This is a genomic window from Lentzea aerocolonigenes (assembly GCF_000974445.1).
GTDB classification, from domain to species: domain Bacteria; phylum Actinomycetota; class Actinomycetes; order Mycobacteriales; family Pseudonocardiaceae; genus Lentzea; species Lentzea aerocolonigenes.
This window is the reverse complement of the sequence record NZ_BBOJ01000005.1, coordinates 415,136-436,332: the sequence shown is the minus strand read 5'-3', so window position 1 is coordinate 436,332 and position 21,197 is coordinate 415,136. Positions and strand designations below refer to the sequence as shown.

Genomic DNA, 21,197 nt, shown 5'->3' with positions numbered 1-21,197 from the left:
GTGCCTGGCCGTGGCCGGGTCTAAGCGCCTTGCCAGAAGTTGTGTCTGTAACTCACGTGAGTTGACCTTGCCGTGAACGTGAAGAGCCTCGTCGGGTTGGATTCGGTTACCACACCTGAACCCACCACGACGAGGCCTTCACCAGTATGCGCCCCGCGCATGTCTACGCCGACTTGACCCCTGCCCAGCACCTCGAGCTGATCACCGCGCTGCACGGCCCGTGGCGGGTCGCCGCCCGCGTGGTCATCGTCTTGTTGTCCGCGTCCGGGATGAGCGCACCGGAGATCGCCGAGCTCCTGCACTACGAGCCGGTCACGGTGCGCCGCTGGATCGCACGACACACCCGCGACGGCATCACAGGACTTCCCGACCGGCCGCGCAGCGGACGTCCCCGCATCGGCAGCCCCCGGCTCGGACAACGCATCCACACCTTGTTGCAGACACCGAAAGCCTGGACCACCGCACGACTCTGGCGCGCCGCCCGACGACCGCAGATGAGCCTGCGCACCTTCTACCGGCGTCTCCGCGAACAGGGCAGCTGGCGAAGACCTCGGCTGATCGCCAAAGGCGATCCGGACCACGACACCACCTGCGCCACGATCCAAGCCCGCATCGCCGCACTCCCGGCAGGATCGGCGGTGCTGGCCGAGGACGAGACCCACCTCGATCTGCTGCCACGAGTCCGTTCCTGCTGGATGCCCACCGGCCTGCGGCACCGGCTTCTCACCCCTGGCAGCAACATCCGCCGCACCGTGCACGGCGCGATCAACCTCGCCACCGGTGCCTGGCACCACCACGTCTCGGTGAAGAACGTCTCGGTGGTGTTCTGCTACTTCCTGCAGACGCTGCTCGACGCCTATCCCGACGCGCCTGTCGTGGCGGTGATCTGTGACAACGGCGGCACCCACCACAGTGGAATCACCCGCCGCTGGCTGACCGAACAACCACGCCTGATGCTGATCGAAGGCGCGAAATACAGCCCGCAGGACAACCCCGTCGAACGCATCTGGGCCGGGCTCAAACACCACATCGCCAATACCGCACCCGCCACCATGGCCGGCCGCGTCCGCCAGGCACACGCCTACTTCCGCGACCGCACCACCGAACAGAACCTCACCACCGCCGCACCCTGGACCAGCCCCTGGCTACCCCAAGGTTTCGGACAAGACTTCTGGCCACGTGCTTAGAGACGACGTCGCTTCGTCGAGCACCAACGTGTGTGGATCGGCTACCTCCACCCGTGCGAGCGCTAGTTGTTGTGCTTGCGCGGGATCCAGTTCGACCCCACCCGCGCCAAGAACCGTGTCGAGGCCGTCCTCCAGTTCGTCGAACCAATGCGCATCAACGGTGCGTAGGGCTTCAACGAGCCGTTCGTCCGGAGCGTCCGGTGCGGCCATCGCTAGGTTTTCGCGCAACGTGCCGATGAACACGTGATGCTCTTGTGTCACGAGCACGATCCGTTGCTCTCCTGCTGCTGCGAGATCCGCCACGGGCACTCCGCCGACGTGCACGGACCCCTCCGAGGGCCGGTCGACACCGGCGATCAGCCTGCCGAGCGTCGACTTGCCGGCACCGGACACGCCGACGATCGCGAGCCGTTCACCCGGCTGCACCACGAGATCGACGCCGTGCAGCACCTCGTGTCCGTCCACATAGGAGAAGCGAACCCCGCGCACCTCGATGCGGTCGTCGTCCGGTTCCGCAACTTCGGGTGCCGGCTCGACGTTGGCGCCGATCCCCTCGACCCGTGCGAACGACGCACCACCACGCTGCAGGAACTCGACCCAGAACAGGATGCGGTCCAACGGTTCGATGAGCCGCCACACGTAGAGACTGCCCGTGACGACGACCTCGATCCGAACGCTGTCCGTCGCGTAGAACAGTCCGCCTACGAGGAGCACCAACGCCGTCGGCAGGGTGTTCACGAAGCCCGCTACCGGGAACAGCACGTTCCTCAGCCGCAGCGTGCGCAGCCGCGTCCGGTACGAACGCGCGATGGTGTCGTCCGCGGCCGCCACCATCCGGTCCCGCAGCCCGTACGTCTCGATGGTCCGGCTGCCCTCACCGACGGCCGCCGAAATCTCCGCCACATCACCGTTGGCCTCGCTCTCCGCGAGGTACGCGGCGCGCGCACGAACGAGGTACCAGCGCAGGACCCACGCGAGGAACGGCACCCCTGCCAGCGCGACCAGACCCAGCACCGGATCCAACACGAACAGCGCAACGAACACCACCACGAGGTGCACGACGCCCGTGAACACCTCGGGCACGCTGTCCCGCAGCGCCTGACCGATCGTCCCGACATCGCTCGTGACGCGGGCGAGCAGATCACCGGTGCTCAGCCGGTCCACCACCCGCGCAGGCAACGCCATCGAGCGCGTCACCGCCTCCTCGCGCAACGACGCCAACAGCCGTTCGCCGAGTCTCGTCGTCTGCAACGCGCTGTACCGCACCAGCAACAGGTGCACCACAGCCGCGAGCAGCACTCCCAGCGCAAGCCAGTCCACAGTGGACAAGGTGAGCTCGCCGCGTTCCGCGCCACCCACGATCTTCCCGAGCAGGTACGGCCCCACGAGACCGGACAACGCGGTCAGCACGGTGAGGGAGAGAACGACGGTCAACGCACCTCGTTCACGTCGCATCAACCGCACGGCCGCCTGCCGCACCTGACGCCGGTCCGCGATCGGCAACCGGTTCACCGGCTCTCCTCCAGGTGCACAGTCTGATCCGCCTGCCCCGCCCACAGCGGCGACGACGAGACGACCACCGTCGTCCGCCCGAGCCGCGCCTGCTTCACCCGCTGGGCCACCGCGGCCTCGGTCACCGCGTCGAGCGCCGACGTCGGTTCCACGAGCACCAGCACCTCCGGCTCGCTCAGCAACGCCCTGACGAGCCTGAGCCGTTGCCGCTGACCACCGGAAACGTTGCGCCCCTTGGGTTCGAGGTGCGAGTCGAGCCCGTCCGGCAACGCCTCCACGACGTCCACCGCGGCTGCTGCCCACACGGCCCGTTCCAGCTCCGCGTCGTCGTGCTCGGCAACCGACACCGCCTCACGCACCGTGCCGGCGAACAGGTAGTCGTCGTTGTCCGCCACCACGACCTGTCCCGGCAACCGTTCCACGGCTTCACGCGCCGCCGTCGCGTTGGCCGACACGACCACTGTCAGCACGCCACTCTTCACGTCCAACACCGAGGCGTCGCCGTCACCGTCGTCCGGCCGCAATCGCAAGAGGTCGATCACACGCCGTGCGGACACCAACGCGCGCGGAATCGCGTCCGCACCTTCCATGAAGAAACTCACCGGCACGATCAACGTCGTGACGTACAGGTAGACGGCGACCATCTCTTCGATCGAGATGGCACCCGTCACCACCATGCGCGCCGCGATCCACGTGACGACCGCGAGGAACAACGTCGGCAGCCCCCACGTCAACGCCTGCACCCAGCTGAGCCACCCGGACACCCGGTAGCCGTCGCGCAGCACCTCACGGGACTTCGCCCGGAACCGCTCCTCGAACGCGGGCTTCCCACCGATACCGGACAACACCCGCAGCCCGGCCACGATGTCCCCGGCCCGCGAGCTCAACTCCCCTTGGCTGTGCCGATACCCGGTCTCCACCGCGTGCAGGCGACTCAACACGGGCCCGGTGACCACCGCCAACACCGGTACGCCCAACAACACCACCACAGCGACGAGGGGAGAGATCCGCACCAGCAGCACAGCCGTCACCGCATACGCGATCACCGCCCCCACGCCGGGCCCAGTGCTGGTGAGCGCGTGAGCGATCCGCGCGGTGTCCCCGTTCTGGAGGTACGTCAACTCCCCTGTGGACAGTTTGCGCCGCACCACCCCGCCAAGCCGCGTGACGTGCCTGACCACCACCTGCGCCGTCCGCAACGACGCATCGGTCCGCACCAACGTCATCGTGCGGTGCCGCGCAACGCCAAGAAGCGCCAACAACGCCGCCACAACAACCAAGGCCGAGCACCACCACACGAGCGCCGCACGGTCACCGCCGCGCAACCCGTCCTTGATGGCCCGCTCGATCAGGTACGGCGGCACGATCAGCCCGCACATCCACAGCGACCCCCACCAAGCCCCGGCGAGCACCCGCCAGCGCTGCATCCTCACCAGCCACCACAGGTACCGCCAGGGCGATCGAACATCGGGCGCACCCGGATCGTCGTACGGCGCATGTCGGGACATGACCCGACTGTGCCATCACCTCATGTGCGGCACGACCAATTTCGCCCGACCCGCACGCCCCTGACCCGCACAAAGCAAAAGGGCCGTCCCTCCAAAGTGGAGAGACGGCCCTTTCACGAACCAGCGGAAACCAGGTCAGTTACCAGCCAGCTTCTTGGCGTTGGCCTCGACGTCGTCCAACCCGCCGCAGGAGAAGAACGCCTGCTCCGGGAAGTGGTCGAACTCGCCCTTGCAGACCCGGTCGAACGCCTCGACCGTGTCCTTGATCGGTACGAACGACCCGGGCTGGCCGGTGAACTTCTCCGCGACGAAGAAGTTCTGACCCAGGAAGCGCTCGAGACGACGCGCGCGACCGACGAGGACCTTGTCCTCCTCGGAGAGCTCGTCCATACCGAGGATCGCGATGATGTCCTGCAGCTCCTTGTACTTCTGCAGGATCCGCTTGACCTCCTGAGCGACCCGGTAGTGCTCCTCGCCGACGATCGACGGCTCGAGGATTCGAGACGACGACGACAGCGGGTCGACGGCCGGGTAGATGCCCTTCTGGGAGATCGGACGGGAGAGCTCCGTCGTCGCGTCCAGGTGGGCGAAGGTCGTGGCGGGCGCGGGGTCGGTGTAGTCGTCCGCGGGCACGTAGATGGCCTGCAGCGAGGTGATCGACTTACCGCGGGTCGAGGTGATGCGCTCCTGGAGCTCACCCATCTCGTCCGCCAGCGTCGGCTGGTAACCCACGGCGGAAGGCATGCGGCCCAGCAGGGTCGACACCTCGGAGCCCGCCTGGGTGAAGCGGAAGATGTTGTCGATGAAGAGCAGCACGTCCTGGTTCTGCACGTCGCGGAAGTACTCCGCCATCGTCAGAGCGGACAGGGCGACGCGCATACGCGTGCCCGGCGGCTCGTCCATCTGACCGAAGACGAGGGCGGTGTCCTGGATGACACCCATCTCGTCCATCTCCAGCAGCAGGTCGGTGCCCTCACGGGTGCGCTCACCGACGCCGGCGAAGACCGAGGTGCCGGAGAACTCACGCGCGATACGCGTGATCATCTCCTGGATCAGAACGGTCTTGCCGACACCCGCGCCGCCGAACAGGCCGATCTTGCCGCCCTTGACGTACGGGGTGAGGAGGTCGATGACCTTGATGCCGGTCTCGAGGATCTCGGTCTTGCCCTCGAGCTGGTCGAACGACGGAGCCTTGCGGTGGATGCCCCACTGCTCGCCGTCACGGCCGAGGCCCGGCTGGTCGAGGCAGTCGCCGAGGGCGTTGAACACGTGGCCCTTGACGATGTCGCCGACGGGCACCGAGATCGCGGCACCGGTGTCGGACACCGTGGCGCCGCGGACCAGGCCGTCGGTCGGCTGCATCGAGATGGTGCGGACGAGGTTGTCGCCGAGGTGCTGCGCGACCTCGAGGGTCAGCGTCTTGGCGACGGCCTCGAACGTGATCTCCACGTTCAGGGCGTTGAACAGCTCCGGCACGGCGTCGCGCGGGAACTCCACGTCGACGACCGCACCGATCACCCGGACCACACGGCCGGTGCGGGTGGTGGTGGCAGTAGCACTCATGTCACTCATCACTTCCTGCGCCACCGGTAAGCGCGGCAGCGCCACCGACGATCTCGCTGATCTCCTGGGTGATCTGGGCCTGACGGGCCGAGTTCGCCGCCCGGCTGAGGTTCCGGACCAGCTCCGTCGCGTTGTCCGTCGCGGCCTTCATGGCCGTACGACGGGCCGCCGACTCCGAAGCCGCGGCCTCCAGCATGGCGGAGAACAGCCGGGTCTTCACGTACTTGGGCAGCATCGCACCGAGCAGCGCCTCGGCGCTGGGCTCGAAGTCGTACACCGCGCGCGGACCCTTGGGGGTCTCGCCGGTGTACTCGACCTCCATCGGCGCGACCCGGCGGGCGGTCGGCATCTGGCTCAGCATGGACTTGAACTCGGTGTACACGATGTGGATCTCGTCCACGCCCTGCGCACCGTTCTCCGTGCCCTCCAGGAACGCCTCCACCAGCGCGTCACCCGCCTCGACGGCGTTGACGTAGTGCGGGGTCTGCGAGAACCCGCTCCACGACCCGGTGACCTCGCGGCGGCGGAACTGGTAGTAGCCCTGGCCCTTGCGGCCGGTCACGTACAGCACCGGCTCCTTGCCCTCGGACCGGATCAGCTGCAGCAGCTGCTCCGCGGCCTTGAGGACGTTGGCGTTGTAACCGCCGCACATGCCCTTGTCGCTCGTGATCACCAGCACCGCGGCGCGCTTCGGGTTCGGGCGCTCCGTCAGCAGCGGGTGGTCGAGGTTCGCCGAGGCCTCGGCCAACGCGGAGAGCACGTTAGTGATCTCGTCCGCGTACGGCCGGGAAGCCGCGACCCTGGTCTGCGCCTTCGCGAGGCGAGACGTCGCGATGAGCTCGTAGGCCTTCGTGATCTTCTTGGTCGAGTTGACCGTTCGGATCCGCTGGCGGAGCTCCCGAATCTGTGCACCCATGGCTCAGATCACTTCTTGGTGGGCTCGGGCTTGTGAAGCTTCACCGACTCCTGCGCGACCTTGTCGGCGTCCATCGCCTTCTCCGGGGCCTCGTTGACGATCGTCGTGCCGTCCGAAGCGGTGAACTGCTTCTTGAACTCGGCGATGGCGGCAACGACACGCTTCTGCGCGTCCTCGGGGAACTTCTTGGTCTCGACGATACCGCCGAGCACGTCCGCGTGGTTGCGGCGCAGCGAGTCCTTGAACTCGGCGACGAACCGGCGGATGTCGCCCACGGGGACGTCGTCCAGGTGGCCCTTGGTCGCGGCGAAGATCTCGACGACCTGCTCCTCGACGGCGACCGGCGAGTACTGGCCCTGCTTGAGCAGCTCGACCAGACGGGCACCGCGGTCCAGCTGGGCGCGCGAGGCGGCGTCGAGGTCGGACGCGAACGCGGAGAAGGCCTCCAGCTCGCGGAACTGCGACAGGTCGAGACGCAGCGAGCCCGCGACGTCCTTCATCGCCTTGATCTGCGCGGCACCACCGACGCGGGAGACGGAGATACCCACGTTGACAGCCGGGCGGACACCGGCGTTGAACAGGTCGGACTCGAGGAAGCACTGACCGTCGGTGATCGAGATGACGTTGGTCGGGATGTACGCCGACACGTCGTTCGCCTTGGTCTCGATGATCGGCAGACCCGTCATCGAGCCACCGCCGAGGTCGTCCGACAGCTTCGCGCAACGCTCGAGGAGACGCGAGTGCAAGTAGAAGACGTCGCCGGGGTAGGCCTCGCGGCCCGGCGGGCGGCGCAGCAGCAGCGAGATCGCGCGGTACGCCTCGGCCTGCTTGGTCAGGTCGTCGAAGATGATCAGGACGTGCTTGCCCTGGTACATCCAGTGCTGGCCGATGGCGGAGCCGGTGTACGGCGCCAGCCACTTGAAGCCGGCGGAGTCGGAAGCCGGGGCGGCGACGATCGTCGTGTACTCGAGCGCGCCCGCCTCCTCCAGCGCGGCCTTGACGCCCGCGATGGTGGAGCCCTTCTGGCCGATGGCGACGTAGACGCAGCGGACCTGCTGCTTGGGGTCGCCCGACTCCCAGGCCTTCTTCTGGTTGATGATCGTGTCGATGCAGACCGCGGTCTTGCCGGTCTTGCGGTCACCGATGATCAGCTGGCGCTGGCCGCGACCGATCGGGGTCATCGCGTCGATGGCCTTGATGCCGGTCTGCATCGGCTCGGACACCGGCTGACGCTGCAGCACGGTGGCGGCCTGCAGCTCCAGGGCGCGGTTGTCGTCGGCGACGATGTCGCCGAGGCCGTCGATCGGCTGACCCAGCGGGTTGACGACGCGGCCGAGGAAGCCGTCGCCGACCGGCACGGAGAGGACCTTGCCCGTCCGGCGGACCTCCTGGCCTTCTTCGATCTTGTCGAAGTCACCGAGGATGACCGCACCGATCTCGCGGACCTCGAGGTTCAGGGCGACGCCGAGGACGCCACCGGGGAACTCGAGCAGCTCGTTGGTCATCGTGCCCGGAAGGCCCTCGACGATGGCGATGCCGTCGTAGGTCTCGGAGACGGTACCGACCTCTTCCCGGCTGACCTCCGGGGAGTAGCTCGAGACGTACTTCTCGATCGCACTGCGGATCTCGTCCGACGAGATCGTCAGCTCCGCCATGTCGTTCCTGCTCTCACTTCTTCGTTCTTGGGAAAGGGCTCGGGGGCTAGCTGGTGAGATTGCGGCGCAGTGCCGCCAACCGGCCGGCGATGCTTCCGTCGATGATCTCGTCGCCGATCTTGATCTGGAGACCACCCGCGAGCGAGGCGTCCACCTCGACGTGCAGGGCGATCGGGCGCGAGTAGATCGTGGTCAGCGTCGCGGTCAAGCGGTCGATCTGCTCCGCGGTCAGCTCCACCGCGGACCGGACGTGCGCGACGGAACGCTGACGGCGCTTGGCCGCCAGGTCGGCGAGCTCGGCCAGTCCGTCCGCCACGCGCATCCCGCGCGGGTGACGAACCAGCTGGTCCACCAGCGTCTTGGTGACCGGGCTGACCTTTCCCTCGATCAGGGAGTCGACCAGCGCGACCTTGCCGGGAACAGAGCCGGCGGGGTCCGCCAGCAGCAGCTCGAGCTCGTTCGAACCGGCGACGATGCGGCCGAGCCGGAACAGCTCGTCCTCCGTCGAGTCGAGCTGGCCGTCGCGCTCGGCACGCACCAGCAGCGCGGTGCGGGCGAGCGACTCGACACCGTCGACGAGTTCGCGCGGGCTGGACCAGCGGGCGGTCACGACGGCGACCAGCACCTGCAGGGTCGCGTCGCTCACCTTGCCCGCGAACAGACCGCGAACGAGCTGCTCGCGACCGGCGGGCTGCGACGAGGCGTCGGCGGCAGCACGGCGCAGCGAGGGCTGCTCGATCAGCAGGCCCAGCACGGCGAAGAGCTCCTCGCCCAGCTTGGCGAGCTCATCCGTCGACGTGGTGGCGTCGGCCAGCTCCAGCAGCCGCAGTTCCGCGGCTGCCAGAGCTTCACGACTAGCGGCATGCAACGTCATCGGCAGCCTCTACTTGCTCGCCGGCGCCGCGACGGCGTCCAGCTCGTTGAGGAAGCGGTCGACGGTGCCGCGGCGGCGGGCCTCGTCCTCGAGGGACTCGCCCACGACCTTGCTCGCCAGCTCGACGGCGGTGCGACCGAGGTCGGCACGCAGCTCGGCGACGATCTGGGCGCGCTGAGCGTCCAGCTGGTGCTGGCCCTGCGCGACGATGCGCGCGGACTCGGCCTGCGCCTGCTCGCGCAGCTCCTCGATGATCTGCAGGCCCTCGGCCCGCGCGTCGTCGCGGATGCGCGCGGCCTCGGCGCGAGCCTCGGCCAGCTGCTCCTTGTACTGCTCGAGCGTGCGCTGAGCTTCGGCCTGGGCCTGCTCCGCCTTCTCGATGCCGCCCTCGATCTTGGCCGTCCGCTCCGCGTACAGCGCCTCGAACCTCGGCGACACGAACTTCTTGATGACGAAGAAGAGGAGCAGGAACGCGACGAGACCGAGAATGACCTCAGCGAGCTGCGGAACGACGGGGTTGTGCCCACCTTCCGCGGCCAGGATCAGGGTGCGGTTCACGACGTCTCCTAACGCGATGAAGGGTTAGGTCAGGCGCCGGCGGTCGCGATGAAGTACACGACGAAGCCGATCAGCGCGAGGACCTCGACGATGGCGAAGGTGGTCCACGCGAGGCTGAGCAGGACGCCACGAGCCTCGGGCTGGCGGGCGGTGCCGCTGATGACCGAGGAGAAGATCAGACCGACGCCGATGCCGGGGCCGATGGCGGCGAGGCCGTAACCGATGGCCGCAAGACCCGGGTTGATGTTGGCGGCGGCGTCCTGGGCGATCTGGAGAGCGCTCACTGTTGCTGTTCCCTTTCCAACTCGGTCCGCGAGAGTTCGCGGATCGGAGGCTTAGTGCTGTTTCTCAGTGCTCTTCTGCCAGCGCCATGCCGATGTAGCTGGCAGACAGCAGCGCGAAGATGTAGGCCTGCAGGCACATGATCAGTGCCTCCAGGAAGGTCAGCGCGATGGCGAAGGCGAAGGACACCGGCGCCACGATGACGGTCAGCCCGCCGTTGAGCAGCAGGAACTCACCGGCCAGGGTGAACACCAGCAGCAGGAGGTGACCCGCGAACATGGCCGCGAAAACTCGGATCGCCAGCGTGAGCGGGTTCAGGATGAACTTCTGGAAGAACTCGATCGGAATCAGCAGCGGGAGCACGAACCACGGCGCGCCCGGCGGAATCGTCTGGTGCTTCAAGTAACCCACGAAGCCGTGCCGCTTGAACCCGACGAAGTGGTACACCGGGTAAACGACGAGCAACGAAACGGCGAGCGGGAAGCCGATGTGCGACATCGTGGGGAACTGGACGATCGGGATGAGCCCGAACAGGTTGTTCACCAGGATGAAGGTGAAGATCGTGAGGACCAGCGGGATGAACGGCTTGAAGTCCTTCGCGCCGATCTGTTCCCTGGCGATGCCGTTGCGGCTGAAGTCGTAAAGGGACTCCGCGGCGAACTGGAACTTGCCGGGAACCAGCTTGAGGTTGCGGGTCGCCGCGATGAAGAAGGCGCCGATGATCAAGATCGACAGCACCAGCAGGACCATCGGCTTCGTGACCGAGCCGAAGATCGGCGGGAGGAAGAAGTCCGCAACTCCTGGGGCGACGAACTTGTCACCCGAGGCCAGCACCACGTCGGTCACTGTGTTCCTTCCGGTTCTCCCGGCCGGCGTTCACTCCGCCGGGGGAATCGTCACGATCTGGACTTAACGTACCTTACGGTTCGCAAGCGACTACCAGAGGCACCCCTGCTATCGGGTGTCCCTGGTCTGCGCGGACCATATCAGCAGGTCTCAGGTGCCTTGAGAGGCGGGGACCACCATCTGACTACGGCTGCGCTTGGAGGCTCTGGCCTCCAGCCACGACGTCACGAGCACCGTCGCGACCAGGGTGATTCCGAGTGCCTTGGGTTCAAGCCACTGCTGGTTGCGCAGCAAGATCACCGCCAGCAGCAGGACCATCAGCTTTCCCGTGAATCCACCGAGTGCGGCGACCATCACGAACATCGGATCGAGCGCCGCGGTCTTGCGCATCAACAACAGCGTCACGAGGCTCGAAGCGATGGCAATCGCACCACCGATCAATGATCCGATGAGACCAGCGGTCCCCCAGATCACCGTTGACACGACGACGCCGAGGACAAACGTGCCGAGTGCGGCCCAGGCGGCCGCGCGGAACATTTCCCCGGCGAGCCGCTGGACGACCAGCTCGTGCGTGACGGCCTTGGCTGCATCGTTGCTGCCGCTCATGCACTGAAGTGTAGGAACTCGCATTCGGCCACCTGCAAGCAGCCCCTGGTTAACGCCGGTTAAGCGGGCCCAAACAAGATGAACGCCGTTTACGGCTTGCGCGCGTCCCTGAGCCTCGGGATCACCGACACCACGAACGTCACGATCAGCCCGATGACGAAGCAGGTGGCCACGATGATCGGGTCGAACAACGTCAGCGCCACCGCGCCGAACGCCAGCACGCCCGCCCACAAGTAGATGAGCAGCACCGCTCGACGCTGCGAGTGCCCGATCTCCAGCAGCCGGTGGTGCAGGTGCATCTTGTCCGGCGAGAAGGGACTTTCCCCCCGCCGGGTGCGGCGGATGATCGCCATCAGCAGGTCGAGCAGCGGCACGAACAGCACCGCGGCGACGACGATCAGCGGCGAGAGCAGACCGAGCAGGTCGGCGGCGCTGCCGGTGGCCTGGTTGATCTTGCCGGACGCGCTGGTGGTGGCGGCCGCGAGCATGAGGCCGATGAGCATCGAGCCCGAGTCGCCCATGAAGATGCGCGCGGGGTTGAAGTTGTGCGGCAGGAAGCCCAGGCACGCGCCGGCCAGCGCCGCGGCGATCAGGGCGGGCGGGTAGGCCTCCACCGCGCCCTGGCGTTCGACGAGCAGCCCGATCGAGAACGCGCAGGTGGCCGCGGCGGCGATGAGGCCGATGCCGGCGGCCAGCCCGTCGAGGCCGTCGACGAAGTTCATCGCGTTGATCATGGTGACCGCGAGCAGGACGGTCAGCAGCGCGCCCTGGTTCTGGTCGAGGGAGATGGTGGCGCCGCCGTCCCACGGCACCCACGCGATCATCCACTGGAGACCGAACAGCACCAGGATGCCCGCCGCGGTGACCTGCCCGGCGAGCTTGGTGAGCGAGTCGAGCTCGAACCTGTCGTCGATCGCACCCACGAGCACGATGACGCCGCCCGCGACGATGACGCCCCACGGGTCGTTGGAGAAGTCGAACGCCGCCCGCAGCACCGGCAGTTGGTGCGCCACGAACATGCCGCACAGCACGCCGCCGTAGATGGCGACACCACCCATGCGCGGCATCGGCTGCACGTGCACGTCACGTTGCCGCGGGTAGGCCACCGCGCCGAGACGGAACGCCAGCGCGCGCACGAGACCCACGAGCAGGAACGTCACCACGGCAGCGATCAACGCGACGAGGAGGTACTCGCGCACGGGAAGGACGAACGAGGATGCGGGCCCCACGGGCCTACCAATCAATCGGGGGAAATCGGCGGGGTGCTCGCCACGGTACCCGCGGCGACATGATCAATTCTGGCAGCAGCGCCCTACCGCGCCACTTCGACCTCGATGCCGAGCACCTCGTTGACCTCTTCCCTGCTGACCGCGCCCTCGCGCAGGATCAGCGCGTCCGGCCCGGTGAGATCGACGATGGTCGAGGCGACGTTCTCGCCGCTCAACCCGCCGTCGAGGTACACGGGCACGGAGTCGCCGAGCTGGTCGCGGGCCTCCTGCGCGCTGGCCGCCGGCGCGTGCCCGGTCTTGTTCGCGCTGGACACGGCCATCGGACCGACGTCGCGCAGCAGCTCGAGGGCGACCGGGTGCAACGGCATGCGCAACATGACCGTGCCGCGCGTCTGCCCGAGATCCCACGCCAGGCTGGGCGCGTGCGGCAGGACGATGCTCAGCCCGCCGGGCCAGAACGCCTCGATGAGCGCCCGCGCCTGCCGGGGCACGCTGAGGACCAGGCCGTCGATCGTGGTCCAGGAGCCGACGAGCACCGGCACGGGCATGTCGGGCCCGCGCCCCTTGGCCTCGAGAAGGCTCCGGACGGCTTCGGCGTCGAACGCGTCGCAGCCGATCCCGTAGACGGTGTCGGTGGGCAGGACGACGAGTCGCCCGCTCCGCACCGCGCCGGCGGCGGCGGCAAGTCCCGCCGCGCGATTGCTGGGTTCGCTGCAGTCGTAGACCGTGCTCACCTCGGTAAGCCTAGCCAGCCGTCCCGATCGGGTGACGCAAGGCCCGTCCGACGACTCTGGGCAACGGCGCCGGGAGGAGCTACCTTTCGGCAACTCGCGCGCATCTGGGGGGATCGTGGACGAACAGCACCTGTGGGCACCCAGACCTCGAACGGCCCCACCTCCGTCACGCCGGGGCCAGTTCGTCGGGCTCGTCGGCGGCCTGCTGGCGGCGGGACTCGTCACGGCAGCCCTCGGGTACGTCCACCTGGCCGGAAACGTGCGCCCTGAGATGCCGTCGCCCGGAGTAGGAATCCTGAACCAGATAGCCAGCTACTCGGCACCGTCGTACGGCGACACCGTGCTGCACGACGCCTGCTCGGTGATCTCGCTTCAGCACCTGAACGGCCTGGGCGTTCCGCTCGCCGAGAACGAGCCCGTCATCCAACAACGCGTGGACGGCGGCGTGCTGCCGGAGCACGCCCTCCCCCAAGGCCCCGAGGACGCGGCCCACTGTTCCTACCCGCTGGCCAACGGCAACAGGCTCACGGTGACCGTCCACCAGACGCCGTCCACCGCCCCAGCCGACCTGGAGTCCCTGCAGCAGGCGGGACACCGCGCCGGTGCGACGTCGCGGACGGAGAACGATCTCTCGGTCGCGCAGTGGCACGACGCCCTGTCGAACGCGCAGAGGCTGAACGTCTGGAAGCGGGACCTGCTGGTCGAAATCTCCGTGGGCACGAGCAAACCCTGGCCGGCCAACGGAATGGACGCGAGGGCCGTAGCGGCACAACTCGAACCCTTCGTGAAGACCGCGATCACCACCGGCCCGGTCGCCCACGAGCAGCACTACTACGACGACCCGCTCAGCAGACTGCGCAACCCGTGCGAGGTGGCGAACTTCGCGGCGTTCGACAGAGCCTTCCCGTCCCACACCGGCCCGCCGTCGATCGTCAGCGGCACCTACCACCCCACGAGGCGTCCTGGGGAAGTCCTGATGTTTTGCACGCGCAGCAACATCGTGCGAAACGGAAGCCTCAACAAGGCGGAGCACCGCTCGCTGCGCGTCGAGTACGTGGTCGCGGACAACGAACAGGCCGCCCGAACCGAGAACGCCAGGCTGTGCGACAGATCCGCTCATCCGGAAGTCGTCGACGCGACCCCGTCGGTCGGCCCCGGCCGCAGCTGCCTGGTGAAGACCGGCGACGACTGGGCGCTCTGGTTCCAGCTCGACCAGGTCAACATCCGCGTCAGCACCCCTGGCCTCGGCGGGACCGCGGAGGAGGTCGGCGACCGGGTCGTGCCGGCGGCGCTGGCGATGGTGGAGTTCGGCGTGAACCACTGACCTGAACGGCTTTGCCCGTGAGGCAAAGCCTTCCTGCTCCGTGTTCGATGCAGGCTTACTTGAGGACCAGGTGGACGCCATCTGTCGGTTGTGCCTCAACGCGTGGTCGACCGACACCGTGCCGATGGACCTCCTGGAACGGCTGGTCGTGCACGTCAGTGCTGGCCATTTCCGGCGCGTGGGCTGAACCTTCTTGGAGGCCTTCCATGCCAGAACCCGATCTTGTGAAACTCGGCGAGGAGATCATCGCGCTCCGCGCTGCCTGGCCGGGCACCGGTCTGGAGGAGGTGGGCGAGTTCGCCCGCTGCGGAAGCCCGACCTGCCGGTCGTGGTGACCCTGCACACCAGCAAGGCAGCACCACCACACAGCCCTCTTGCGACCGCCCTCGAAGCGATCCTCGACGAGCCCGAGGAGATCGAGGCTTACGAGAGAGCCATTCAGCTTCTGGTCCGACGTGCGCTGCCTGCGGGAGAATCAGTACTGGTGATCACCGAACTGGCGCGTCGATGGAACTGGGTGAACTGGCGTAAGAGCAGCTACAGCGGCAGCGAGCCGAACTGCGTAGAGGTGGCGTTGACCACCATCCACGCAGTGGTCCGAGACTCCAAGCGCCCCTCTGGACCTGCGCTTTCCTTCTCACTTAGCGCGTTCAAAGCCTTCCTGACCAGGGCAAAGTTTTAACCCAAACAGGGCTAAGTAGTTCAACTTATCCCCCAAACGGGCGCACAACTGTAAGGTCATGAGCCGACCACAGAGCGCAATCGGGGAGGGTCGAGCTTCTGTGTCTGAGGAAGGAACATCGTTCGCCAAGGCCGGACGAAGCATGGTGCCGAACAACCGCGCGCAAGCCGTGCTGGGCACTGGCGCCGCGGACATCGCAGCAGCTAGCAAGGCGGTAGCCGCGGCTGCCGGGTCTGGGACGTTCGCCGTCGACCCAGCGGTGGTAGACAGCATGCTGAAGAAGCTGCTCGAACTGCAGGACATCGTCAGCGATGTGCGCAGAAAGTCAGGCGTGTTGAGCCACGACACCAAACTCGGTGGCGGGTACGCGGTTGCGATCAGCCAGATCAACAAGGACTTCGGCCAGTCCGCGACGCAGCACCTCAAAGACGTCGAGCGCGAGATCGAATCCCTGCGGACGCAGATCGAGAAGAGCCGCGACTCCTACCGCAACGTGGACCAGACCAGCTCCGACTCACTCAAGAACCTCAACGGGAAGTCATGAAACTCACCCTGATCGCCGCTGCATTCGGTCTCGCAGCGCTCTCTGCCGGTTGCTCAGGTACTACGGGCGAAGCCAAGCCGGACCCCACCAGCACGACGCCGACGTCTGGAACCGCGTCCGGCCTCGATTCGACGAAGCCTTGCGAGTTGATGACCGAGGCTGAAACGAAGGAACTCGGCGTTACCTCTTCTGGCGAACCAGAAAAGCTCGGTTCCGCAGATGCCTGCAACTGGAAGGTCAGTGGCAATGGCGGCGTCGTGGTCGCCGTACGCCCAACCAGGGGAGTCAAGGACCTGAATCTCGAAGGCAACAAGAAGTACGAGATCAAGGTCGGCAAGTTCACCGCGACCAAGGTCGAAGGCCAGGACGGCAGCGCCGACACCTGCACCATCGTCCTCTCGGTGACTGAGGGCTCGTCGGTGGCGATCCTCTCCAACCTGAGCGGTGGGCGCGAAGACACTGCCGCGTCGTGTGAACGCGCCACCAAAGCGGCCACGCTGGTCGCCGCGAAGCTGCCGTAACAACGCCCGAGGGGGGAATTCTCATGGCACCCGTCAGGCCCAACGTCCAGCCGTCGACGGAGAACTACCCGGCGCAAGAACACGAGCGCATGAAGAACCTGACCGTCGAGAACTACGACCCGAATGCGGCGACCGAGGTCATCGACGCGTGGGTGAAGTTCGGCACCAAGTTCCGTGAGCTCGCCGCCGACTTCAACAAGATCGTCAACGACTCGCAGGGCGGGTGGAGCGGGGCGGCTGCCGAGGGGGTTCGGCAGGCGCTGAGCAAGGTCGGCAAGTTCTCGGACGACACCGGGCACGCGTTCCACGCCACGGCCCAGGCCATCGCCACACAGCGCGATGCGGCGGTGCAGGCGAACCGGACCATGCCGGAGCCGGTCAAGTTCGAACCGTGGAAGATCGCGGGTAAATGGGGCCCCGCCGCCGTGATCGTGCCGGGCGCCATGGTCGGCGGCGCCGTCGAGGCCTACAACACCTACAACGAAAAGCAAGAGGCCAAACAGTACGCGGTGCAGGTCATGCAGGAGCGTGACACCACGATGATGGCCGCCGCGCAGTCCATGCCTGTCATGGACGCCACCCCGCAGGTCACGCACGACCAGGGCACGACGCAGACCAGCAGCACCACCAGCACGAGCAGCCTCAACAACGTCGGCCAGTACCGGCCCCCGGCCAACACCGGCATGCCGGGCATCCCGCCGCCCAACACCGGCAACGGCACCACGAACCCGTCGTGGGTCGCGCCGCAGGCGAAGGACCCGAACCTGCCGGGCAACCTCGACCCGAACAGGCCCGGCGGCAACCAGAACCGTCCCGGCCTCCCAGGTGGCCCTGGCGCGTTTCCGCCCGGCCGGATCCCGCCCGGCGGTGCAGGGCAGGGCAGGCCGCCCGGTGGCGGTCAGGGCCGGGTTCCTGGTGGCGGGCAAGGCATGCGCGGAGGCGGTCCCGGTGGCGCGGGCGCACGCGGCACGGGGCCTGGCGGCATGGCCGGTGTCGGGCGCAACGCGGGCAGCTTCGGGCCGTCCAATCCGGGCGGCAGCGCGGGTGTCATGGGCAGTGGACCTGGTGGCGCGGGCTCAGCAGGGCGTGCGGGTGCGGCCGGCGCCGGTGGTGCGGGTGCTGGTGGCGCCGGGGCCGGCAAGGGCGGCGGCGAGGAGGACAAGGAGCACAAGTCGAACTACCTCGTCCCCACTGACGAGTTCTTCGACGACGATCGCATGGTCGCGCCGCCGGTGATCGGCGGATGAGGCAGCTCGCGCAGCTCTCCCTGCCCGCGTTCGAGGTCCTCTGGGAGGACCTGCGGGCGGGGAGTTTGCCCTACCCGTTCGACATCAGGCAGCACGGCGAGACGCTCGACGAGCGCGCGCGCATCAAGGCCGCGGTGCACGCCGATCTGGAACGCCGCAACCTCGCCCGGCGCGGCAGGCCGGAGCCGGACCTGGAAGACGCGCTGAACCTGTTGGCACGCCCCGAGTTGCGCGTCATCGCCACGTACATCCCGGACATCAACCAAGAGAAGCAGATCGGCGCCAGCGTCGTGGCACGCGGCGGCTACGCGGTGCTGGTGACCCAAGAGGACACCACCGTCACGCTGAACCTGGTGCAGCCCAACGAGATCGCAACCAGCCTGGCCAACGCCATGCCGCCCGGCCGCCCCGGCCCCGGCAAGCCGGTGACTGTGCCCGGCGAGGCGTTCGAGCAGCAGCCGCAGGAACAGCAGGGCTTCCGCCAAGCCGTGCGCACCACCGTGAACGACGACGTCCGCATCGCCAAGCAGATGCTGACCGGCCCTGCCATCGGCAGCGGCAGCTTCCTCGTGCAGATAGGGCAGGGCCGCACCAAGCGCGACTTCCCGCCCGTCACCTGGGTCGACACCAGGCAGGGCCGCTACTGCAACGTCGAGACCCGCAAGGGCTGGTACACCATCAGCCCAGCCGACAACATGGGCCTGGCACGACACCTCGGGCAGGTGCTGGCGATGACGAGCGAACGATAACCCGGAACAGATGATCGCGGGCCTCGAGTCAAGGGCACAGCAGCTCCAGCAACGCTCCCAGCAGATGCAGGAGCAGATCCAGAACGCAAGCAGCACCCTCACCTCCCCCAACGAGGCGGTGACAGTGCGCGTGGCACCGAACGGCGCGTTGCAGCACATCGAGTTCTCGCCGGCCGCGATGCGCCTGACCCACGTCCAGCTGAGCCAGCTCGTCATGCAGACGGTGCAGAAGGCCCAGATCCAGTCCGCCGAACAAGTTGCGTCCATTGTGGAGCCCGAGTTCGGCGGCACCGAGGCGATGGACTTCCTACGCAGCTTCATCCCGCAACAGGAGGAAGAGGAACCTCCGCCGCCGCAGGACGAAGGCCAGGTCATGCGCGAGGTCTCGTGGAACGGACCGGCGCAGAAGCCAGCACCACGGCCGCAGCGGCCGGCGGAGGACGATGACGACGGCTTCGGGAGCGTGCTCCGGTGACCGCCTTCAACGTCGACCCGGCAGAGTTGCACTCGTTCGCCAAGAACCAGTTCTCCCGACAGCAGGCACTCGAGGCGGCGGCGTCCAAGGCCGCCGCGGTGAGCCTCGGCGGCGACACGTTCGGCGTGTTGCTGCAGTTCTTCGCCAACGACGCAGAAGAGGCGGCGCACAGGACGGTTGAGGCCATCCGCGAGCTGGCCAAGGGAGTCGGCGAGGCCGCGGAGAACACCCAGACCACCGCGTCGTCCTACGAGCAACACGAAGACGTCAACCGCGATCGGTTCGGAGGCCCGCGATGACCTTCACGGGGCTGGAGGGCGGCGACAAATGGGCCAACCCTGACAACTTCGCGGGTGCGGGGGTTTTCGAGTCGTTGGCCCAGACAGTCGACTCGATGGGCAGACTCGGTGAAGGAGACGCCACTGAGTTGGGGCTCAACGCGGCTGCACTGGGTCTCGATGCGCTCGGCGTGTTCATGGACCCGGTCGGAGCGCTGGCAACTGCGGGCATCGGCTGGCTCATCGAGCACCTCAGCTTCCTGCGTGAACCGCTGGACCTGCTCGCGGGCAACAGCGACAAGATCAAAGCTGCCGTCGGCACGTGGAACCAGGTGTCGGTCGCGATCGCGCAGGTCGCGGACGAGCAGAACAAGGCGGTGCAGAGCCACGTCGGCTCGTGGCAGGAGGCCGCCGCCGAACGCTTCCGGTCGAGCCAGGGTCAGCTCGCCGACGAGATCGCCGCCGTCAGCAAGTCGTGTGCGGCGGTGGGCGAGCAGATCGCCACCGCGGGCACGATCACGGCTGCGGTGCGGGGAATGCTCCGCGACCTCATCGCCATGTTCATCTACGAGGTCATCCGCAACGCTATCATCGCGCTCGCCTCGTCGTACGTGTCGCTGGGCAGCTCGATTGCGGCGTTCTCGGCCTGGGCCGTCGGACGCGGCGCAGCCGTTCTCGGGAAGATCACTCAGCAGATCGCCAAGCTGATGAAGGTCATCACGAGGATCACCGGCAGGCTCAAGGACCTCTTCTCCAAGCTGGGTGACGTGCTGGCGCGGCTCGCCCGATTCGGCAGGGGCGGACGCGGAGTGGACGCGCCGAGCGCTCCCCACACGCCCGCGACCCCGCGGGCAGACGCCGTGAGCGACGCGGGCAAGCGGTTGGAGGACTGGAGTCGGACGCGACCCACCGCAGGCGAAGCGTTCGACAAGCTCAAACAGGGCGGGCGTGAGCTCAAGGACGGCTACCTGGACGCCGGCAACACCTGGAAGAACAAGTACGAGGAACCGTACGGCGAGAAGGTTCCTTCCAAGCCGTGGCAACAGGATGCCGTCGACGCGTACACACCGTTCAAGCCGATCACCAAGGCCGACGGATCCGTCACTCCCCACTCGGTGCCGAACGTCGTGGACGGCGGCTACCAGATCAAGCTGGGAGCGGACATCCTCCGTGAAACGTCCAAACAGGACGAGCTGCAACTGGAAGGCCTGGAGAAGGACCAAAAGCCTGCGTTCGAACGGCAACAGGGATACCTGGACCTGTGAACGCCACTGAACCGAGCCCCCGCCGACGGCGGTTCGCAGTGGCTCTGAGCCTGGCACTGCTCGGCGGTTTCGTCGCGGGTTTCATGACGAGCATGCCGGGTTTGGTTCCGCTCGTGGCTGTGCCCGTCGTCATCCTCTGCGCCTTCGTCGCCGGCTACGCGATGTTGAAGCTCCGACCGAGCTCGACCAGTCTTCTGGCGGCCCCGATCGCCGTGTTGGTCGTGACCGGGCTGAGCGTCTTCGGCAGCGGCTCCTTGTGGTTGACGATGTTCGGCGAACAGGAAAAGGGCTGTGAAGTCGTCTCGGTGAACACTCACACCAGCCGCAAGTCACCCGACTCGTACAGCAACGACCTGATGTGCAAGTCACGACGGGTCGCAGACCACTTCCCGGACGGCGGCCAGGACGAACTCCGGAAGCCTGGCGATCGCGTCGACCTCGTTGTGGACGTGACGGGGATGGTTCGGGTTCGAGAAACGGGGTCGGTGACGTGGTGGCGGAGCCTGTTCGCACCGGCTGCGGCGGTGTCCGGCGTTGCCTTCGTGGTCGTTGTCCTGCGACTGCCGCGGTGGAAACCGCGCAAGAGGACATCAGGCCGGAAGAATCAGATCAACAACGACTTCCTCTGAGAGGCGCACACGC

Annotated in this window: 24 protein-coding genes; 12 read left to right on the top strand and 12 right to left on the bottom strand. The window is 67.2% G+C overall.

The features are described 5' to 3' along the window. Positions 1 to 146: 146 nt before the first annotated feature. Positions 147 to 1,187 (top strand): IS630 family transposase, encoded by a 1,041-nt coding sequence (locus AOM45_RS12675; protein WP_059362379.1) that lies wholly within the window; start codon positions 147 to 149, stop codon positions 1,185 to 1,187. On the opposite strand, the gene AOM45_RS52285 is transcribed toward AOM45_RS12675, so the two are convergent. The 12 genes from AOM45_RS52285 to AOM45_RS12615 form a co-directional block, all read right to left on the bottom strand. Further along, positions 1,146 to 2,699 (bottom strand): ABC transporter ATP-binding protein, encoded by a 1,554-nt coding sequence (locus tag AOM45_RS52285; RefSeq protein ID WP_051784542.1) that lies wholly within the window; start codon positions 2,697 to 2,699, stop codon positions 1,146 to 1,148. The two genes, AOM45_RS12675 and AOM45_RS52285, sit on opposite strands and share 42 nt — an antisense overlap. Further along, positions 2,696 to 4,207: an ABC transporter transmembrane domain-containing protein gene (locus AOM45_RS12665; RefSeq protein ID WP_081902655.1), complete on the bottom strand. Its 1,512-nt coding sequence runs from the start codon at positions 4,205 to 4,207 to the stop codon at positions 2,696 to 2,698. The genes AOM45_RS52285 and AOM45_RS12665 overlap by 4 nt, the downstream gene beginning before the upstream one ends. Before the next feature lie 135 nt (positions 4,208 to 4,342). Continuing rightward, positions 4,343 to 5,779 (bottom strand): F0F1 ATP synthase subunit beta, encoded by a 1,437-nt coding sequence (gene atpD, locus AOM45_RS12660; protein WP_201779939.1) that lies wholly within the window; start codon positions 5,777 to 5,779, stop codon positions 4,343 to 4,345. Then, positions 5,772 to 6,686 (bottom strand): F0F1 ATP synthase subunit gamma, encoded by a 915-nt coding sequence (locus tag AOM45_RS12655; RefSeq protein WP_030472444.1) that lies wholly within the window; start codon positions 6,684 to 6,686, stop codon positions 5,772 to 5,774. The genes atpD and AOM45_RS12655 overlap by 8 nt, the downstream gene beginning before the upstream one ends. 8 nt (positions 6,687 to 6,694) lie before the next feature. Then, entirely contained in the window at positions 6,695 to 8,341 is a 1,647-nt protein-coding gene (gene atpA, locus AOM45_RS12650; RefSeq protein ID WP_030472445.1) for a F0F1 ATP synthase subunit alpha, read from the bottom strand. Positions 8,342 to 8,387: 46 nt separating this feature from the next. Continuing rightward, positions 8,388 to 9,221 carry a F0F1 ATP synthase subunit delta gene (locus AOM45_RS12645; RefSeq protein WP_156094302.1) on the bottom strand — a complete coding sequence of 278 codons (834 nt, stop codon included), beginning with the start codon at positions 9,219 to 9,221 and terminating at the stop codon, positions 8,388 to 8,390. A gap of 3 nt (positions 9,222 to 9,224) precedes the next feature. Next, positions 9,225 to 9,773 carry a F0F1 ATP synthase subunit B gene (locus AOM45_RS12640; protein ID WP_169774299.1) on the bottom strand — a complete coding sequence of 183 codons (549 nt, stop codon included), beginning with the start codon at positions 9,771 to 9,773 and terminating at the stop codon, positions 9,225 to 9,227. A 29-nt stretch (positions 9,774 to 9,802) separates the two neighbouring features. Next, a complete protein-coding gene (locus AOM45_RS12635; RefSeq protein ID WP_030472448.1) occupies positions 9,803 to 10,057 on the bottom strand; it encodes an ATP synthase subunit C-like protein in 255 nt (84 codons plus the stop codon). Between the two features lie 64 nt (positions 10,058 to 10,121). Beyond that, positions 10,122 to 10,901, bottom strand: coding sequence for a F0F1 ATP synthase subunit A (atpB, locus tag AOM45_RS12630; RefSeq protein ID WP_030472449.1), 780 nt, complete (start codon positions 10,899 to 10,901; stop codon positions 10,122 to 10,124). Positions 10,902 to 11,051: 150 nt separating this feature from the next. After that, positions 11,052 to 11,507, bottom strand: coding sequence for a Cg1360 family ATP-synthase-associated protein (locus tag AOM45_RS12625; RefSeq protein WP_035913245.1), 456 nt, complete (start codon positions 11,505 to 11,507; stop codon positions 11,052 to 11,054). An 89-nt stretch (positions 11,508 to 11,596) separates the two neighbouring features. Beyond that, a complete protein-coding gene (locus tag AOM45_RS12620) occupies positions 11,597 to 12,736 on the bottom strand; it encodes a glycosyltransferase family 4 protein (RefSeq protein WP_030472451.1) in 1,140 nt (379 codons plus the stop codon). Between the two features lie 83 nt (positions 12,737 to 12,819). Beyond that, positions 12,820 to 13,470 carry an L-threonylcarbamoyladenylate synthase gene (locus tag AOM45_RS12615; RefSeq protein ID WP_030472452.1) on the bottom strand — a complete coding sequence of 217 codons (651 nt, stop codon included), beginning with the start codon at positions 13,468 to 13,470 and terminating at the stop codon, positions 12,820 to 12,822. Between the two features lie 115 nt (positions 13,471 to 13,585). Between AOM45_RS12615 and AOM45_RS12610 the strand changes: the two genes are divergently transcribed. From AOM45_RS12610 to AOM45_RS12570, 11 genes are all read left to right on the top strand, one after another. After that, positions 13,586 to 14,794, top strand: coding sequence for a hypothetical protein (locus AOM45_RS12610; RefSeq protein ID WP_030472453.1), 1,209 nt, complete (start codon positions 13,586 to 13,588; stop codon positions 14,792 to 14,794). Positions 14,795 to 15,000: 206 nt separating this feature from the next. Further along, positions 15,001 to 15,129 carry a hypothetical protein gene (locus AOM45_RS53455; protein ID WP_269083639.1) on the top strand — a complete coding sequence of 43 codons (129 nt, stop codon included), beginning with the start codon at positions 15,001 to 15,003 and terminating at the stop codon, positions 15,127 to 15,129. Continuing rightward, a complete protein-coding gene (locus tag AOM45_RS53780; protein ID WP_308202661.1) occupies positions 15,123 to 15,476 on the top strand; it encodes a DUF397 domain-containing protein in 354 nt (117 codons plus the stop codon). The genes AOM45_RS53455 and AOM45_RS53780 overlap by 7 nt, the downstream gene beginning before the upstream one ends. 100 nt (positions 15,477 to 15,576) lie before the next feature. Beyond that, a complete protein-coding gene (locus AOM45_RS12605; RefSeq protein WP_156094303.1) occupies positions 15,577 to 16,020 on the top strand; it encodes a hypothetical protein in 444 nt (147 codons plus the stop codon). After that, positions 16,017 to 16,541 carry a DUF3558 domain-containing protein gene (locus AOM45_RS49435; protein ID WP_081902656.1) on the top strand — a complete coding sequence of 175 codons (525 nt, stop codon included), beginning with the start codon at positions 16,017 to 16,019 and terminating at the stop codon, positions 16,539 to 16,541. Before AOM45_RS12605 ends, AOM45_RS49435 begins: the two co-directional genes overlap by 4 nt. Positions 16,542 to 16,564: 23 nt before the next feature. After that, entirely contained in the window at positions 16,565 to 17,788 is a 1,224-nt protein-coding gene (locus tag AOM45_RS12595; protein WP_030472456.1) for a hypothetical protein, read from the top strand. Beyond that, positions 17,785 to 18,537 (top strand): ESX secretion-associated protein EspG, encoded by a 753-nt coding sequence (locus AOM45_RS12590; RefSeq protein ID WP_030472457.1) that lies wholly within the window; start codon positions 17,785 to 17,787, stop codon positions 18,535 to 18,537. Before AOM45_RS12595 ends, AOM45_RS12590 begins: the two co-directional genes overlap by 4 nt. 10 nt (positions 18,538 to 18,547) lie before the next feature. Further along, complete coding sequence (locus AOM45_RS12585; RefSeq protein WP_051784544.1) at positions 18,548 to 19,012, top strand: YbaB/EbfC family nucleoid-associated protein; 465 nt, start codon at positions 18,548 to 18,550, stop codon at positions 19,010 to 19,012. Then, positions 19,009 to 19,311: a type VII secretion target gene (locus AOM45_RS12580; protein WP_030472459.1), complete on the top strand. Its 303-nt coding sequence runs from the start codon at positions 19,009 to 19,011 to the stop codon at positions 19,309 to 19,311. Before AOM45_RS12585 ends, AOM45_RS12580 begins: the two co-directional genes overlap by 4 nt. After that, the gene (locus AOM45_RS12575) at positions 19,308 to 20,555 is read left to right on the top strand and encodes a WXG100 family type VII secretion target (RefSeq protein WP_030472460.1); all 1,248 of its coding nucleotides are present in this window, start codon (positions 19,308 to 19,310) and stop codon (positions 20,553 to 20,555) included. Before AOM45_RS12580 ends, AOM45_RS12575 begins: the two co-directional genes overlap by 4 nt. A 38-nt stretch (positions 20,556 to 20,593) precedes the next feature. Continuing rightward, positions 20,594 to 21,184 carry a hypothetical protein gene (locus tag AOM45_RS12570; RefSeq protein ID WP_030472461.1) on the top strand — a complete coding sequence of 197 codons (591 nt, stop codon included), beginning with the start codon at positions 20,594 to 20,596 and terminating at the stop codon, positions 21,182 to 21,184. Positions 21,185 to 21,197: the final 13 nt, after the last annotated feature.